Below are 16,284 nucleotides of genomic sequence, written 5' to 3' on the forward strand. Positions count from 1 at the left end.
CGGCCTCGATCCACGCCGGACGGTGGCTCGGATCATGGCCATACGGTGCAGGTCAGCGGGGTGTTCGGAAACTCCTTCGCGCCCGTTCCCAGTCGGCGGCGGCCCCGGCCCAGTCCTCGTCCCGGGTGATCCAACCCAGCGTCCAGCGATCGGCCCCGAGGACCTGTTGGCGGGCGTGCAGCCACGTGCCGTGCGGTGTCTGCCAGCGGAGCTCCCACTCGGCGTCACGTTCGTCCGCGGCGAGCCGGATCTCGTCGTACCCCGGTAGGGAGCCCGCCCCGGCCGCGGCGTCGCGGGCGGTGCGCAGCCGTTCGAGGGGATCGACGGCGCCGCCCTCGGCGACGCTGAAGGCCCGGCCGGTCGCCGGGTCCTGGAAGCACGCCACCGTGCCGTCGCGGGAGGTCAGCCACGTGGCCGGTACGGAGACCCGGAAGCCGGCGGTGTCGGCGTGCCAGACCCAGCCGGGCGGCGGCCGGAACTCTTCGCCCGAGTTCGGCGTGCCGGCCTGCACTGGCGTACCGACGATGTCGGGGCGGACACAGGCGAACGGGGGCGGGGGGACGTTCCGCCCGTTCGGCGGCGGGCCGGGTGGCGGGCCGGGGCCGAACGGCCCGCCGTTGGGCGGACGGTTCGGTGGCGGGGTGGACCAGCCGGTGGTGTCGCGGGGCTTGTCGTCGGCGACGGTCAGCGCGGTCACGACGCCGGCCACGACGGCGACCAGCAGCGCCACGGCGACCACCGCCACCCGACGTGCGGTACGCCCGGCGGCCGCCGGGTCCGGGGTCGGCGTGGGGGAGGCGCTGACGGCTACGGCCGGGTCGGGCAGTGGAACGGTGGGGTCCTGGTCGTCGGGGTCGTCCGCCGTGGCGCGCTGGCCAACCAGCCCCGGCACCGGCCCGTCGGCCGAGGGCCGGTCGGTCGCCGACGGCGGGTCGGCGCGGCCGGTCGCGGCAGTGCTGAGCAACCGACGGGCGGTGTCGTGGTCGAGGCGGTCGCGCGGGTCGCGGCGCAGCAGCCCGTCGAGCACCGGCGCGAGCGCCCCGGCGTGCGGGGCGGGGTCCGGAGGGCCGGCGGCCAGTGCGCTCAGGGTGGCCATCGCGGTGCTGCGGGCGTACGGGGACTGCCCCTCCACGGCGGCGTGCAGGGTCGCCCCGAGCGACCACAGATCGGCGGCCACGGTGGACGCCCCCTCGGCGGCCCGCTCCGGGGCCACGTACTGCGGGGAGCCGAGGACCATGCCGGGGCGGGTCATCGCGCCGTCGCCACCGTCGAAGGTGGCCAGCCCGAAGTCGGTGAGCATCACCCGCCCGTCGTGCGCCACGAGCACGTTCTGCGGTTTGATGTCGCGGTGCAGCACCCCCGCGGTGTGCGCGGCCCGCAGCGCGTCGAGCACGGCCAGGCCGATCCGGGCCGCGCGGGCGGGCTCCAGGGGGCCCTCGGCGTCCACGACGTCCTGCAGGGTGCGGGACGGGACGTACTCCATGACGATCCATGGGCTGCCCTCGACCGCGACGACGTCGTAGAGCCGGACCACGGCGGGGTGGTTGAGTCGGGCCGCGGCGCGCGCCTCCCGCATGGTGCGCGAGCGCAGCTCTTCCCGTTCACGATCGGCCAACCAACTCGGTGGGACGATCTCCTTGACCGCCACCTCGCGGTGCAGCATCTCGTCGTGGGCGCGCCACACCCGACCCATGCCCCCGCGACCCACCAGGTCGAGCAGCCGGTACCGACCGGCGATCAGCACCTGTGCACGCTCCTCCTCAGCCGCTGTCCGGGCTACACCCTAACCAGCGGATCGGAAGTCACCTATCGATCGTCCGACTCAGCTCAGCATGCGGCGTGGTCGACGGCGGCGGCGAACAGGTTCCCCTCCGGGATGGCGATCCGGGTCCGCCCGCCGGCCAGCCGGGCGGCGGCGCGTCGGGCCTGCACGGGGCCGTGTTCGCGACGGGCGGTGGCGTAGCTGGCGGCGGTGCGGGCCGCGATGGTGGCCCAGCCGTACCGCTCACCGACCATCGTGCGGGCCCGGCGGGCCAACCGCCGGGCGAAGACCTCGTCGCCGAGCAGTTGGCCGACCGCGCCGGCGAGCGCGTCCGGGTCGCTGTGCGGGAACGTCACCCCGGTCACGCCGGGTTCGACGATCTCGGCGAGGCCGCCGGTACGGGCCACGGCGAGGGGCGCTCCGGCTGCCGCCGCCTCCAGCGCCACCATGCCGAACGGTTCGTAGAGGCTGGGGACCACTGTCGCGTCGGTGGCGCCGAGCATGGCCGGCAGTTGGGTGGAGTCGAGGAACCCGGTGAACCGGACGGTCGAGCTGAGCGCCAGCCGCCGGGCCTCCGCCTCCAACTCGGCGCGGTACGGGCCGTCGCCGGCGATCACCACGCGCAGGCCGGGGTGCCGTTCGCGGAGCCGGGGTACGGCGTGCACCAGGTGCTGGACGCCCTTCTCGTAGACCAGCCGCCCGGCGTACCCGACCAGCGGGCCTTCCCCGGCGAACCGGGCCCGGGCCGACGCGACCGCTCGGGGGCGGGCCCGCCAGGCCCGGTCGTCGACCCCGTTGGGCACCACGTCGACCTGGGCGGCCGGTACGTCGAACAGCGCCGTCACCTGGTCGCGCATGTAGCCGGAGCAGGTGATCACCCGGATGGAGGAGCTGCTGAGCCAGTGCTCGACGCCGTGGATGGTGCGGTTCATCTCCTCCGGCAGCCAGCCCTGGTGCCGGCCGGCCTCGGTGGCGTGCATGGTGGTGACCAGGGGGAGGTCCAGGTGCTCGGCCAGGGTGACGGCCGTGTGCGCGACGAGCCAGTCGTGGGCGTGGATGACGTCGTAGGAGCCGGCCTGGGTGGCGCGCAGGGCGGTGCGGGTGAGGGTGTGGTTGAAGGCCATGGTCCAGGCCAGTAGGGAGCCGGTGGCGAGGGGGAAGGTGACCGGGTCTTCGGGGGCGCGCAGGATGCGGACGCCGTCGGCGTACTCCTCCAGGGGTGCGCCTTCGCTGTGGCGGGTGACGACGGTGACCTCGTGGCCGGCGGCGGCGAGGGCGACGGAGAGGGCGTGCACGTGTCGGCCGAGACCGCCGACGAGCACCGGCGGGTACTCCCAGGAGAGCATCAGCACCCGCAGCTGTCGGGCGGGGTTGATGTCGATCACGTGGGCATCGAGTGACATGCGGCCCCCTTTGAGTTGTCCCCGGGCGCGCGCCGACCGACACCGGAATGGGTGTCGCCGTCGCGTCTGGATCGGGGCCAATCCTGCCGGGATCGCGATAACCAGCGGCGACACCACCGTTGCGGTCGTGTAAAGCGCTACTGGCTCTTTCGCCGCACCCGCAGCAGCTCGGCCACCGACCATGCCTGGAACGGGCACCCGGTAGCGGTGTGCGGCGCGAGGCCATCGGCCGTCTCGCTTACCGAGCCTAACCCATATTCCATCAAATGGGCCTCAATGCCGACGAATACGTCATCGACGGACATCTTTCCACGGCGTGCGGCGTCCACGTACGGGCCGAGCAGCCACGGCCAGACCGTGCCCTGGTGGTAGCCCCCGTCCCGGTCGGCCGGGCCGCCCCGGTGCCGGCCCACGAACTCCGTGGAGTCCGGGGCGAGACTGCGCGGCCCGAGCGGGGTGAGCAGCCCGCCCGCGACCCGCCGCAGCGTGGCCTCGTCCGGCTCTATCGGCGCGTACGGCAGCGACCAGGCCAGCAACTGGTTCGGCCGCAACGCGTCGTCGTCGTGCAGGGCGGCGCCACCCAGCGGGTACGCCGGCGCGGGCGCGTCCAGCACGTCGTGCAGCCACCCGGTCGGTGCCGGGAACCGCTCCCGGAACGAGGCGCTGGCCTGCCCGTGCCGTCGCCACAGCTCGTCCGCGTCCTGCCCGGCCAGCTCGGTCAGCTCCGCGAGCCCGGCCAGCCCGTTGATCCACAACGCGTTGACCTCGACCGGCTTGCCGGTGCGCGGGGTGACCGGCACCCCGTACACCCGGGCGTCCATCCAGGTCAGCGCGGTGCCGGCGGCGCCCTGGGTGAGCAGCCCGTCGGCCGGGTCGACGCGGATCCCGTACCGGGTGCCGGCCGCGTGCGCGTCGATCACGGCGCGGAGCGCGGGCAGCAGCTCGTCGCCGAGGTCGGTGTCACCGGTGACGGTGACGTGCCGGCTCACCGCGTGCAGGAACCACAGCGTGCCGTCGACGGTGTTGTACTCCACCCGCCCGGTGTCGGCCGTGTTGGCGAGCATCCCCTCGGAGAGCGTCGCCGCGTACGCCCGCAGCAGCTCCCGACCCTCGTCGGCGCGACCCGTGCAGAGGAACAACCCCTCGTACGAGATCATCGTGTCCCGCGACCACGCCCCGAACCACGGGTAGCCGGCGACCACGTCCACCGCCGCCTGGTTGGTGCGCACCACGAACGCGTCGGCGGCCAGCGCCAGGGTGGCGTCCACGTCGTCGGCCGGCTTCGCCGTCGCCACCACCTGACGGTTGCGCCGTCGGGCCGTCGCCACGATCTCCTCCGCCGGCGGCGGTTCCTCGTCGAGTCGACCGGCCCAGGCCCGCACCGACACCGTGTCGCCGGGGCGTTCCAGCTCTCCGGAGAAGCGGCCCGCGTACCAGAGGTCCTCGTCCGGGTGCAGCCCCCGGTTGGCCTCCTCGCGGTGGTGCACGCCCAGCCACCACTGCCCCTCGGGGGCCCAGCCCGGGCCGGCGAGCCGGTACGCGCCCTCGACCACCGCGCCGTCGGCCACCGCCTCGACCTGCGGGACCGGGCCGTCGGCCCGCCGTTCGCCGTGTGCGTCCCGCCAGGTGCAGGCGGCCGACAGCTCCAGCCGGACCGGACCGCCGGCGACCAACCGGTGCACCACGGCGACGCAGGAGCGGCCGGGCAGCATGGCCAGCTCCCGTTCGATCACCACCGCGCCGATCCGCCACCGCCAGCGGGGTAGCCCGTCGACGAGGTCGAAGCGCTCCAACAGCTCGAAGCCGCGCGGGTCCACGTCGCCGGAGGCCCACTCGTGCGCGCCGAGGCGCACCCGCGCGCCGGACGGCAGGGTGACCGCCGGATCGAGACTGACCAGTCCCACCTGACGGGATGCCGGCGTTTCGCCGGGAACCACCAACAGACCGTGGTAGCGACGGGTCCGCAGCCCGCCGACCGTGCCCATCGCGTAGCCGCCGAGGCCGTCGGGGACCAGCCACTCCCGGCTGGCCGCGCTGGTCAGATCGCCACAGATCTGCGGGCCGAAGTGAATGTCGATCAACTTTCCTCCACCGGCGGCGGGGTGTAACACGCCACGACGAGAATGGCCGCTGTGGTCAAGTACCGCGGCGACGTCAAAGATGTGCACGTGATCACTGACCGATCGTCCTCCGACGCCTCGCCACCCGACGCTGAGCGGCTCCGGCTCGCCCAGGCTGACTCGGGGGAGCAGGACTGGCGTGCATGGGGTCCCTATCTGTCCGAACGGGCGTGGGGGACGGTACGGGAGGACTACAGCGAGCACGGTACGGCCTGGGACTACTTCCCGCATGACCACGCGCGGTCCAGAGCCTACCGGTGGAATGAAGACGGGATGGCCGGCGTCTGCGACGAACGACAGACCTTCGCCTTCGCCCTGGCCCTCTGGAACGGCAAGGACCCGATCCTCAAGGAGCGGATGTTCGGCCTCGGCGGCGACGGCGGCAACCACGGCGAGGACGTCAAGGAGTACTGGTGGTACGAGGACTCCACGCCCACCCACTCCTGGATGCGCTGGCGCTACCACTACCCGCAGGCCGCCTTCCCGTACGACGAACTCGTCGCGGTGAACGCGTTGCGCGGCCGCGACGACACCGAGTACGAGCTGGTGGACACCGGGATCTTCGACGACGACCGGTACTGGGCGGTGACCGTCGACTACGCCAAGGCGTCCCCGACCGACCTCTGCATGGTGGTGACCCTCGCCAACCGGGGCGACCGGGCGGCGACCCTGCACGTCCTGCCCACCCTGTGGTTCCGTAACACCTGGTCCTGGGGCCTGCCCGGCGGCGACCGGATCCCCCGGCTGACCGGCCAGGGCACCCGCCTCGTCGGCGAACACCGGGTGCTCGGCCAACTGCTGCTGGAGGGCGACGGCGGCCCGGTGCCGCTGCTCTGCGACAACGACACCAACGCCGAACGGCTCTGGGGGCTGCCCGGCCGCACGCCGTACCCGAAGGACGGCATCAACGACCACGTCGTCAACGGCGCGGCCACGGTCAACCCGGCCCGGGAGGGCACCAAGGGCGCGCTGCACTACGTGCTCGACGTGCCGGCCGGCGAGCAGCGCCAGATCCGGCTGCGGCTGACCCGTACCGCGTCACCGCCGGCCGCCGCGCCGCCGCCCCCGGCCGACCTCAGCGACGGCTTCGAGGCCGTGGTGTGGGCGCGGCGGGCCGAGGCGAACCGGTTCTTCGCCGGAGTGATCCCGCCGGCCGCCACACCCGACGAGGCGCTGGTCGCCCGGCAGGCCATCGCCGGGCTGATGTGGGGCAAGCAGTTCTACCACTTCGACGTCAAACGCTGGCTCGAAGGCGACCCGGGTTCGACACCGCCGCCGGCCGGGCGTCGGCACGGGCGCAACAGCGCCTGGTGGCACATGACCAGCTTCGACGTCATCTCCATGCCCGACCCGTGGGAGTACCCCTGGTACGCGGCCTGGGACCTGGCCTTCCACTGCGTGAGCATCGCCCGGGTCGACCCGGGCTTCGCCAAGGAGCAGATCCTGCTGCTGCTCCGCGAGTGGTACCTGCACCCCAACGGGCAGATCCCGGCGTACGAGTGGGCGTTCGGTGACGTGAACCCGCCGGTGCACGCGTGGGCGGCGCTGAAGGTGTTCGAGATCGACGGCGGCCGGGACTACGAGTTCCTGGCCCGGGTGATGCACAAGCTGCTGCTCAACTTCACCTGGTGGGTCAACCGCAAGGACACCGGCGGCAACAACGTCTTCGAGGGCGGCTTCCTCGGGCTGGACAACGTCGGGCCGTTCGACCGCTCGGCGGCGCTGCCGGTCGCCGGGGTGCTGGAGCAGTCCGACGGCACCGGCTGGATGGGCATGTACGCGCTCAACCTGCTGGACATGGCGATCGTGCTCGCCGAGCATGACCGGACCTGGGTGGACACCGCCACCAAGTTCTTCGAGCACTTCGCCTACATCGCCGCCGCCGCGTACGAGCAGGGGTTGTGGGACGACGAGGACGCCTTCTTCTACGACGTGCTGCGCCTCGCCGACGGTACGAAGGTGCCGTTGAAGGTCCGCTCCGTTGTCGGGCTGCTGCCGTTGGCCGCCACCACCCGGCTCACCGCCCGGACCCTGCACCACCTACCGGAGCTGGGAGCCCGGTTGCGCTGGTTCCTCACCAACCGCCCGGAGTACGCGCAGGTGATCGGCACCCGCCGGCTGGGCCCCGACGGCCGGCAGCAGCGGCTGTTGTCGATGGTCGGCCCGGAGCAGGTGGTCCGCCTGCTCGCCCGGATGCTCGACCCCGACGAGTTCCTCTCCGACTTCGGCCTCCGGACGCTGTCCCGCGCGCACCTGGACAAACCGTTCTCGGTCACCCTCGGTGGGCAGGAGTTCTCCGTCGGCTACGAGCCGGCCGAGTCGACCAGCGGGCTGTTCGGGGGCAACTCGAACTGGCGTGGCCCGATCTGGATGCCGACGAACTTCCTGCTGATCAGCGCGTTGCGGGATTATGCGGCGTTCTTCGGCGACGACCTCCAGGTGGAGTACCCGACCCGCTCCGGGGTGAAGCGCACCCTGGACGAGATCGCCGACGACCTCTCCGCCCGGCTGATCGCGCTCTTCACCCAGGACGACTGGGGTCGCCGGCCGATCTACGGCGCGTGCCAGCTCTTCCAGACCCACCCGGACTGGCGCGACCTGATCGCCTTCCCCGAGTACTTCCACGGCGACAACGGGGCCGGCCTGGGCGCCTGGCACCAGACCGGTTGGACAGCCCTGGTGGCCGACCTGATCCTCACCCTGCGCCGTTGACGGCAAGGTCCGCCGATCCGACGGACGCCGGATCCATCGTCGTACGACTATGGTTCGTGCCCGGAGGGTCCTTGCCGTGAAACGGGGATGAGGTGAGGGTGTGCTGTCGTCCGCGGCGGTGCGTCGGCGGAGTCTGTTGACGGCTGCGGCCGGTGCCCTGGTGGCCGGTTCCGCGAGCTGTGGTGGCACGCCGCACCCGCGAGGTCCGCTGCGAATCGCCACCGGCGGGCGGGGCGGCGTGTATTTCCGGCTCGGTACGGGGTTGGTCCGCGCGCTGCGGCGGATCCATCCTGAGCTACGAGCGGAGGTCCTGGTCACCGCGGCCTCGGCGAGCAACGTGAAGTTGGTTGCCACCGGCGCCGCCGAGGTGGGCTTCACCCAGGCCGACGTGCTGGACCCGCGGCAGCTTCCGGCCGTGTCGGCGCTGGCCCGGTTGCATGACGACTACCTGCACCTGGTGGTCCGCACCGACGGGTCGCTGCGATCGGTGAGCGACCTACGGGGGCAGCGCGTGTCGCTGGGCGCCCAGGGGTCGGGCACCGAGGTGATCGCCGAGCGGGTCCTGACCGCCGCCGCGCTTCCTCCCGCCGACGTGGTGAACGTACGGCTGGGTGTCGACGAGTCGGCCGCCGCGCTCGCCAGCGGTGTCGTGTCCGCGTTCTTCTTCTCCGGCGGACTGCCCGTGACCGCCATCGCGACGCTCGCCGAGGCGACCCCGGTGCGGCTCGTCAGCCTCGGGCGCTATGTTCCCGACCTGCGCCTACGCTTCGGTGAGGTCTACGCGGAGCTGTCCATCCCGACCTCCATCTACGGCGTTGAGCCCACTGCCACGGTCGCGCTGCCCAATTACCTCGTCGTGTCACCGACGATGCCCGCCGAAACGGCCTACGCGCTGACCGAGGTGTTGCTGGAGCAGCGGAGCGTGCTGGCCGAGGAGCATCCGGCGGCCGAGCACTTCAATCGGCGCGAGGCGATCGACACCGGGCCCCTGCCACTGCACTCCGGGGCCGCCTCGTACTTCCAGGAGAGCAAGCCCTAGACGCCGGCCGGCGCGGATTCCGCCGCGGTGCTCACCGCGAGGTGCAGTACGGCCACCAGGCCACCGGCGTCAGAATGGTCGAGTTCCAGTCGCCCGCCGGCGACGGCGGTGAGCGCGGCGACGATCGACAGACCCAGGCCGTGCCCCGCCACGTTCTGCGACTCCGGTGCCCGCCAGAACCGCTCGGTGGCCCGCGCCAGGCGCTCGGGCGACAGGCCCGGCCCGTCGTCGAGGACATGAACCGCCGGACGCTCGCCGGCGACAACCCGCACTGTGACGGTCTGCGCGCCGAACTTGAGCGCGTTGTCGATCAGCGCGTCCAGGCACTGATCCAGACCGGTCGCCACGCTGAGTACCGGCACCGGGCCATCCGGTGCGTCGAGGCGCAGCCGGCCTCCGCGGGCGGTCGCCACCGGTTCCCAGGCGCGTACCCGGGCCGCGGCGACGGTGACCGCGTCGACGGTCACGGTGGCGTCGCCGCCGCGTTCGGCGCGGGCCAGCGCCAGCAGACCTTCAAGCATTCGGCGCAGCCGGTCGACCTCCTCCACGGCGAGTCGATGCTCGGTGCGCCCCTCCTCGGTCAGCGGCTCCACGCCCAGCGACTCCATCCGCAGCAGCAACGCGGTGAGCGGGTTGCGCAGCTGGTGGCTGGCCTGGGCGACGAACGCCCGTTGTCGGGCGAGTGCCTCGGTGACCGTGTCGGCCATGTCGTTGAACACCACCACCAGCTGGCGCAGCTCGGGCGGACCCACGTCGGCCAGCGCCCGGGTCGTGTACTTGCCGGCGGCCAGCTCCTGGGCGGCGCGGTCCAACTCGCGGACCGGTCGCAGGGTCCAGCGGGCGAGCAGGGTCGCGGCGAGGAGGCACGCCGCCATGGGGACCGTGCCGGCGGCGGACAGCAGCAGCCAACTGCGGACCGACTCCGAGCGTTGCCGATCGGTGGGGGACAGCGTCACCACCGCACCGACGGCCTGGCCACCGCTGGAAACCGGAATGGCGATCACCAGCCAGTGCGGTCCCCACGGCCAGATCCGGGTGTCGGAGCCCTCCTGTGCACCGGCAAGTGCACGGCGTAGCACCGGCCCGATGTCTACCCCGGTGGCCTCTTCGGCTGCCCGGCCGGCGTCGTCGCCGGTGTCCGCGAGGACGCGGGACTGGGCGACGGTACGACCGTCGGCGTCGACGACGAGGGCGTGGATCCCGTACAGGTCCTCGTACCGGACGAGCGCTGTTCGGAGCGCTTCGCTCTCGCCGGTGCGCAGCGCCGGTTCGGCGACAGCGGCGAGGGAGATCGCGTCGGCCAACCGGTCAGCGGTGACCCGGTGACTGTCATGCCCGACGTCGGTGATCGCCAGCGGCACGGCAAGGGCGAGCAGCACCGCCGCCAGGAGTGAGGCGTAGCCAAGGACCAACCGTCGGCGCACGGTGCCGGGTCCTACCGGGGCTGCAGGCGGTAGCCGACGCCCCGCACGGTGCGGACCACGTCGGGGTCGCCCAGCTTGGCGCGTAGTGCCGCGATGTGCACCTCCAGAGTGCGGCCTCCGCCGAAGGTGGTCTGCCAGACCGCCAGCAGTAGCTCCTCGCGGGTGACCGCCACGCCGGGTCGGTTCGCCAGTGTCAACAGCACCTCGAACTCCATCCGGGTGAGGCTGATCTCGCGGCCGTTGAGGCTGACCTGCCGGGCGGCCGTGTCGAGCCGCAGCGAACCGACCTCCACCACGTCGCCGGGCGGGCGGGCGGCGCGGACCGCACGGCGCAGCACGGCCTCGATGCGCGCCTGGAGCTCGGCCATCGAGAACGGTTTCACCACGTAGTCGTCGGCGCCCGTGCGGAGGCCGGCGACGCGCTCGTGCTCCTCGCCGCGCGCGGTCACCGCGATGATCGACAGATGGGGGTGACGCTCGCGGAGCCGTCGGCACACCTCGAGGCCGTCCCGGTCGGGTAGCCCCAGGTCGAGCAGGACCAGGTCGGCGGTCGGCGCGGCCAGCGCCTCCTCTGCGGTGGTCGCGCAGTTGACGGAGTAGCCGTGCCGACGCAGCGCGCCGGCGAGGGCGGCGGACACTCGCACGTCGTCCTCGACCAGAAGCACCCGCATGGCTTTGACAGTATCGGGATGGTCATCATTTAGGCGAGCAGCATCATCGATGCCCCGGCGGTTCGTCTCACCCATGGTGGGCTCACCGAAGCTGCGGGACGTGGCCCCGCACCAGGTCGAGAGGGTTGACCGAGATGCCGAAGCGTTGTCGCAGGACGCGGGCGGCGGCGTGCACCCCGGCCATGCCGTGCACGGCCTGCCCCGGAGGCGTCGAGGCAGAGCAGAGGTACACGCCTGGCAACGGGGTGCGGTACGGGTCCCAGCGGGGCACCGGACGCGCGACGAGTTGCCACAGCGTGGTGGCCCCACCGGAGATGTCACCGCCGACGTAGTTCGGGTTGCGGGTCTCCTCGCCCGCGGCAGTCACCGCGTGCCGGGCGAGGATCAGGTCCCGGAAGCCGGGTGCGAAACGCTCCACCTGCGCGACGACCGCGTCGGTGACGTCCATGGTGGAGCCGTTCGGCACGTGGGCGTAGGTCCAGAGAACGTGCCGGCCGGCCGGCGCGCGGCCGGGGTCGACGACACCCGGTTGCACGGCCAGGACGTACGGTCGGTCCGCGTGCCGCCCGGCGGCGACCGCCCGTTCGGCCCGTACCGCCTCGGCGCGGCTGCCGACCAGGTGCAGGGTGCCCGCCCGGTCGCAACCGTCGGCGGCCCACGGCACCGGCCCGGACAGCGCGAAGTCGACCTTGCAAGCGGCACCGCCGTGTCGGTACCGGCGTAGCTGCCGGGCGTACCCGGAGGGAAGGTCGCCACCGGCCAGTCGCAGGAGGCCCCGGGGCGCCACGTCGAGCAGGACCGCCCGGGCGGCTGGTAGTTCCGGCAGGCTGTCGACCCGGTGGTCGGTGATGACCCGTGCTCCCCGACGGGAGAGCTCGGCGAGCAGCGCCGCCGCGATGGCCTGACTGCCGCCCCGGGGCAGTGGCCAGCCCACCGCGTGGGCCAGGGTGCCGAGCAGCAACCCGGCGCCTGCTGGCGCCAGCGCCCGTGGCGGGGCGATGGCGTGTGCGCCCACCCCGGTCAACAGCGCCGGTGCCACCTCACCGCGGAACCGGACGTCCCACAGGGGGGATCCCTGTTCGAGGGTGCGCGCCGCCAGCCGCACCGCGCTGCCGAGGTCGCGTGGAGGGCTGCGGTAGTCGGACATCGCCAGGTCGACGAGGGACTGCCAGCGCGAAACCAGCGGCCCGAACAGCGAGCGCCAGGCGGCAGCGTCCCGGCCCAGGCCCTCGGCCGTCCGCTCCAGGTCACGCCACGCCAGCCCGGCGCGACCGCCGTCGAGCGGGTGCGCGTACGCGACCTCGGGTTGCACCAGTTCGACGCCGTGTGCCGGCAGATCGAAGGCCCGGAAGAAGGGTGACGCCACGGCCATCGGATGGACCGCCGAGCAGACGTCGTGCCAGAACCCGGGGAGGGTGAGCTGTTCCGTGCGCAGCCCACCCCCCGGAGTCCCGGCTGCCTCGTAGACCACGACGTCCAGGCCAGCGCCGGCCAGCACCAGGGCCGCGGCCAGGCCGTTGGGGCCCGAGCCGACGACGACCACGTCGACCTCGGTTCGGGTGCCCCGGTGGGGGTGTGCCGCCGTCGGTGCCACGTCGATCCTCCTGTCGCTCGATGCCATCAGGCGGTACGACGCCAGAACCGGCGCAACGCCTCCCCGGGTGTGTCCATCCGGACCGCCGCGGCGAACAGCCGCGCCCCGATCAGGCTCAGGACCAGCGCGCAGGCGAGGATCACCGCCGTGCTGGCCAGGACGTCCGCCGTCGAGATCTCCCGGGTGATCACGCCGAGCGGCACGAGGACGGCCGAGAACGGAGGCACCTTGTTGATCACGTCCACCCAGGCGGCGGCGGGGTTCTGCACGGCGACGATGCCGACCAGGAAGGTCATCATGTTGATCAGCTGCATGGGTACGGTGATGGTCGGCGCGTCGTCAGGCTTGCGCATCAACCCACCAACCGCGCCGTAGATGACGCCCATGAACAGGAAGCCGAGGGCGTACCAGAGCAGCACCACCCAGCCGATCTCCAGCACGATGCCCATCGTCGTGTGATCGCCGCTGACGGCGAGGAGGAGCAGGGCTGCGGCGGCCATCACCCCGGTCTGCACCAGGCCGGCGACACCCGCACCGATGACCTTGCCCCAGAGCAGCGCGAGCGTCTTGACCTTGGGCAGCAGCAGGTCGATGACCCGGTTGGCCTTCTCCTCCATCAGCGCCTGCGTGACGGCGGAGGCCATGCCGACGATCTGCCCGAAGAGCAGCACGACGACGAGGTACCCGATCAGCAGCCGGGCGGTGTCCTCCGAGTCGTCGGAGACCGCCGTGAGCTGCGGCGTCGCCACCGCGCTGTCCTCGCCCGCGAGCCGGTCCAACTGCAACCGGGTGACGATGCCCTCCAGGTCGGTCAGCTGGGACGACTTCCAGGCCGCGCCGGTGGTGCCGGCGTCGCCGAGCGACACCACGTACGGCGTCTGCTTGTCCGGCACCTGCCCGGGCTGGCCCTGCACCAGCTCGTGACCGGGCAGCTGGGCCGACGCGGCCTGTAGCTGCGTCGGGGTCATCCCGACCACCGCGACGCGGGCGCGTTCGGCATCGCCGCCGATCAGCTTCGGTACGAAGATCAGGCCAGCGATGATGAGGACGCTGAACGCCAGGCCCATCAGCGCGGCGCGGGAGAAGGTCCGCAGGCGGATCTCCCGGCCGGCGATGATACGCAGCGACCGTCCGAACGGGACGCGTCCGTTACTCGGGAACGTCGGCACGCCACACCTCCGCGAAGATGTCACTCAGTGACTGACGGGCACGGGTGAATTCGGTTACCTCGCCGAGCCGCATGCACTCGCGCAGCACCCGCGACGGGTCGTCCGCGTCGACCGGCACCGCCCAGGTGTCGCCGTGCAGGAGCCGGGCGGCGGGCAGCGCCGCCCGCACCCGGTCGGCCGGCACCGGGGCCTCGAAGGTGACCCGGACGACGGTGTCGCCCCGGTCGAGCAGTCGTGCGACAGTGCCTTCGGCGACCACCCGGCCGGCGTGCAGGATCACCGCCCGCTCGCAGACGCTCTCGACGATGTCGAGCTGGTGGCTGGAGAAGAACACCGCCACGCCGTCGGCGGCGAGCTCGCGGAGGATGTCCGACATCGAGGCCACGGCGGCCCGGTCCAGACCGGAGAACGGCTCGTCGAGGATCACCAGTCGGGGCCCGTTGAGGAGGGCGGCGATCAACTGCACCCGTTGCTGGTTGCCGAGGCTCAGCGTGTTGAGCTTGGCGGACGCGTACTGCGCCGCGCCGAGTCGTTCGAGCCAGTCCGCGACCTGCTGGCGAGCCTGCGTCTTGCCGGCGCCGTACAGCCGGGCCAGGTACTCGAGCTGGCGGGCCACCCGCATCTCCGGATAGAGGCCGCGCTCCTCCGGCATGTAGCCGATCGCCGAGCGGAACTCCGTGGTGACGGGCCGCCCGGCGACCCGCACCTCACCGCCGTCCTGTTGCAACAGGCCGGTGATGATGCGGATGGCTGTCGTCTTTCCCGAGCCGTTGTTGCCGACGAAGCCGGTGATGGTGCCGGCCGGGACGGTGAAGCCGACCGCGTCTAGGGCGAGCTTGTCGCCGTACTTCTTGGTCACCGCGTGCACCTCGACGTCGCCGGCGCCCACGGCGGGCGCCGGCGGTTCGGCCACCCGCGGTGCGGTCTGCACGCTCACCGCTTCGCCTCCCGGCCACCGATCGACGCGAAGGCCGCGCCGAGGACGAAGGCGATCACGATCGCCAGCGCCCAGGTGCCGCCATCGAGGTCACCGTCGCGCAGGACGGCCAACAGGATCGGCAGGGTCAGGGCGAAGACCGCCAGAAACCGTAGGCCACGTCGGCGCTTGATCATGGTGTCGACTCCGTTCTCTCGGGGTGCTGTGCCGGGGTCTCGGCGATATACCAGATGAACGGTTGCTCCGGACCGCCAGCTACGTGGACAGCGCCGAAGCCCGCCACCCGCAGCAGCTTGGCGATCTCTGCCGAGTCGAGGAGCAGCACCTGCTCGGCGAAGCTGGTCGTCTCGTTGCCGGCGCGCACGTCGGTGGTCGCGGTCATGATGTCGGTGTCCGGGTCGACCGCGAGCCGGGTGTGCATCTGCTCCCCGCCGGGAAGCGAGGTGCTCATGGTGCCGCCGGTCAGCCGGATGACCTCCAGGTACAACTCCCGGGCGTAGTACTCCATGCAGAAGACCGCGCCGGGGTGCAGCACGTTGCGGACATGCCCCAGCGCAGTGCGGAGATCGTCGCGGGTCAGGCAACAGGCCATCGAGCCGAGAGTGCTGTAGGCGGCGTCGAACCGCTGGCCCGGCCGACCCGGCACCGGGTCGCGGAAGTCGGCCTCGACGAGAGTCACATTGGGCGGAACGCCCTTCTCGCGAAAGGTCCGCAGCATGTCGGGTGAGTTGTCCACGCCGGTGATCGAGCGCGCCTCGCCGGCCAGTGGTACGGCGATACGCCCCGTCCCGACACCCAGTTCCACCACGTCTCGGCCCCGCACGTACGGAGTCAGGCTCTGCACTGTCATCTCGGTGGGCGTCGGATCGGCGAACATCCGGTCGTAGACCAGGGCGACCCCGGCGCCGTACTGCACGCTGGTCATGGCGCCACCGGTTCGTAGTCCATGATCAGGTCGTACTTCGGGTCCTCGCTGTGGTCGTAGCCCGCGTAGCGCACCAGCATGAGCTGCATCAGCGGGTGGTCCGGTTCGGGCTGGACCCGGTTGCGGACGAAGTCGACGATCAGCCGGTAGGCCGATTCGCGGGCGCGCTCGGTCATCGGGTTGTTGGTGTTGGTGTTCGAGGTCAGCGTGGCGGCGACGTCGAAGATGCTCTTCTCGATGCGACGCCCGGGAAACCAGATCCCGTGGATCGCCCGTCGCGGTGCCACCTCGTACACCGAACGCCACTCGGTGTGGCTGCTCTTGTCGGCGGTCGCCAGCCGGTAGAGGAAGTGTTGGTCCTCGACCGCCGGCTCGGGCGCGAAGAAGCGCCAGTTGGGAATGAAGATTCCAGTCTTGTCGAATTTGCGAAGCTTGTCGTAGCTGCGGTCGGGGTGCTGGGAGATCACGCTGGCGACGAACCAGGACGACAGGGCGCCCAACAGGATCGCTTCCCTGGCCTTGAGCATG

General features: G+C 72.1%; 13 protein-coding genes. 2 read left to right on the forward strand and 11 right to left on the reverse strand.

The features are described 5' to 3' along the window. Positions 1–52 precede the first annotated feature (52 nt). From ACFYL6_RS15310 to ACFYL6_RS15320, 3 genes are all read right to left on the reverse strand, one after another. Positions 53–1,744 (reverse strand): protein kinase, encoded by a 1,692-nt coding sequence (locus tag ACFYL6_RS15310; protein WP_387171507.1) that lies wholly within the window; start codon positions 1,742–1,744, stop codon positions 53–55. 83 nt (positions 1,745–1,827) lie between these two features. Continuing rightward, positions 1,828–3,165 carry a glycosyltransferase family 4 protein gene (locus ACFYL6_RS15315; protein WP_387171509.1) on the reverse strand — a complete coding sequence of 446 codons (1,338 nt, stop codon included), beginning with the start codon at positions 3,163–3,165 and terminating at the stop codon, positions 1,828–1,830. A gap of 137 nt (positions 3,166–3,302) precedes the next feature. Then, a complete protein-coding gene (locus ACFYL6_RS15320) occupies positions 3,303–5,246 on the reverse strand; it encodes an amylo-alpha-1,6-glucosidase (RefSeq protein ID WP_387171511.1) in 1,944 nt (647 codons plus the stop codon). Positions 5,247–5,288: 42 nt separating this feature from the next. Here ACFYL6_RS15320 and ACFYL6_RS15325 point away from each other — a divergent pair, with 42 nt between their 5' ends. Both ACFYL6_RS15325 and ACFYL6_RS15330 read left to right on the forward strand, forming a co-directional pair. Beyond that, positions 5,289–7,997 (forward strand): glucosidase, encoded by a 2,709-nt coding sequence (locus tag ACFYL6_RS15325; protein WP_387171513.1) that lies wholly within the window; start codon positions 5,289–5,291, stop codon positions 7,995–7,997. Positions 7,998–8,097: 100 nt separating this feature from the next. Continuing rightward, positions 8,098–9,036, forward strand: a complete 939-nt coding sequence (locus ACFYL6_RS15330) for a TAXI family TRAP transporter solute-binding subunit (protein WP_387171515.1) — start codon at positions 8,098–8,100, stop codon at positions 9,034–9,036. On the opposite strand, the gene ACFYL6_RS15335 is transcribed toward ACFYL6_RS15330, so the two are convergent. From ACFYL6_RS15335 to ACFYL6_RS15370, 8 genes are all read right to left on the reverse strand, one after another. Continuing rightward, on the reverse strand, positions 9,033–10,460 hold the full coding sequence (locus ACFYL6_RS15335) for a sensor histidine kinase (protein WP_387171516.1): 1,428 nt from the start codon (positions 10,458–10,460) through the stop codon (positions 9,033–9,035). The genes ACFYL6_RS15330 and ACFYL6_RS15335 overlap by 4 nt on opposite strands. Positions 10,461–10,471: 11 nt before the next feature. After that, positions 10,472–11,131 carry a response regulator transcription factor gene (locus tag ACFYL6_RS15340; protein ID WP_387171518.1) on the reverse strand — a complete coding sequence of 220 codons (660 nt, stop codon included), beginning with the start codon at positions 11,129–11,131 and terminating at the stop codon, positions 10,472–10,474. 82 nt (positions 11,132–11,213) lie between these two features. After that, positions 11,214–12,725 (reverse strand): phytoene desaturase family protein, encoded by a 1,512-nt coding sequence (locus tag ACFYL6_RS15345; protein WP_387171520.1) that lies wholly within the window; start codon positions 12,723–12,725, stop codon positions 11,214–11,216. Between the two features lie 26 nt (positions 12,726–12,751). Further along, on the reverse strand, positions 12,752–13,894 hold the full coding sequence (locus tag ACFYL6_RS15350) for an ABC transporter permease (RefSeq protein WP_387171522.1): 1,143 nt from the start codon (positions 13,892–13,894) through the stop codon (positions 12,752–12,754). Then, a complete protein-coding gene (locus ACFYL6_RS15355; RefSeq protein ID WP_387171524.1) occupies positions 13,875–14,831 on the reverse strand; it encodes an ABC transporter ATP-binding protein in 957 nt (318 codons plus the stop codon). The genes ACFYL6_RS15350 and ACFYL6_RS15355 overlap by 20 nt, the downstream gene beginning before the upstream one ends. Then, a complete protein-coding gene (locus ACFYL6_RS15360; protein ID WP_387171526.1) occupies positions 14,828–15,007 on the reverse strand; it encodes a hypothetical protein in 180 nt (59 codons plus the stop codon). The genes ACFYL6_RS15355 and ACFYL6_RS15360 overlap by 4 nt, the downstream gene beginning before the upstream one ends. Then, on the reverse strand, positions 15,004–15,756 hold the full coding sequence (locus ACFYL6_RS15365; RefSeq protein ID WP_387171528.1) for a class I SAM-dependent DNA methyltransferase: 753 nt from the start codon (positions 15,754–15,756) through the stop codon (positions 15,004–15,006). Before ACFYL6_RS15365 ends, ACFYL6_RS15360 begins: the two co-directional genes overlap by 4 nt. After that, a complete protein-coding gene (locus ACFYL6_RS15370) occupies positions 15,753–16,283 on the reverse strand; it encodes a hypothetical protein (RefSeq protein ID WP_387171530.1) in 531 nt (176 codons plus the stop codon). Before ACFYL6_RS15370 ends, ACFYL6_RS15365 begins: the two co-directional genes overlap by 4 nt. Between the last annotated feature and the right edge of the window lies 1 nt (position 16,284).

It is taken from the genome of Micromonospora sp. NPDC007208 (assembly GCF_042869175.1).
Taxonomy (GTDB): Bacteria; Actinomycetota; Actinomycetes; order Mycobacteriales; family Micromonosporaceae; genus Micromonospora; species Micromonospora foliorum.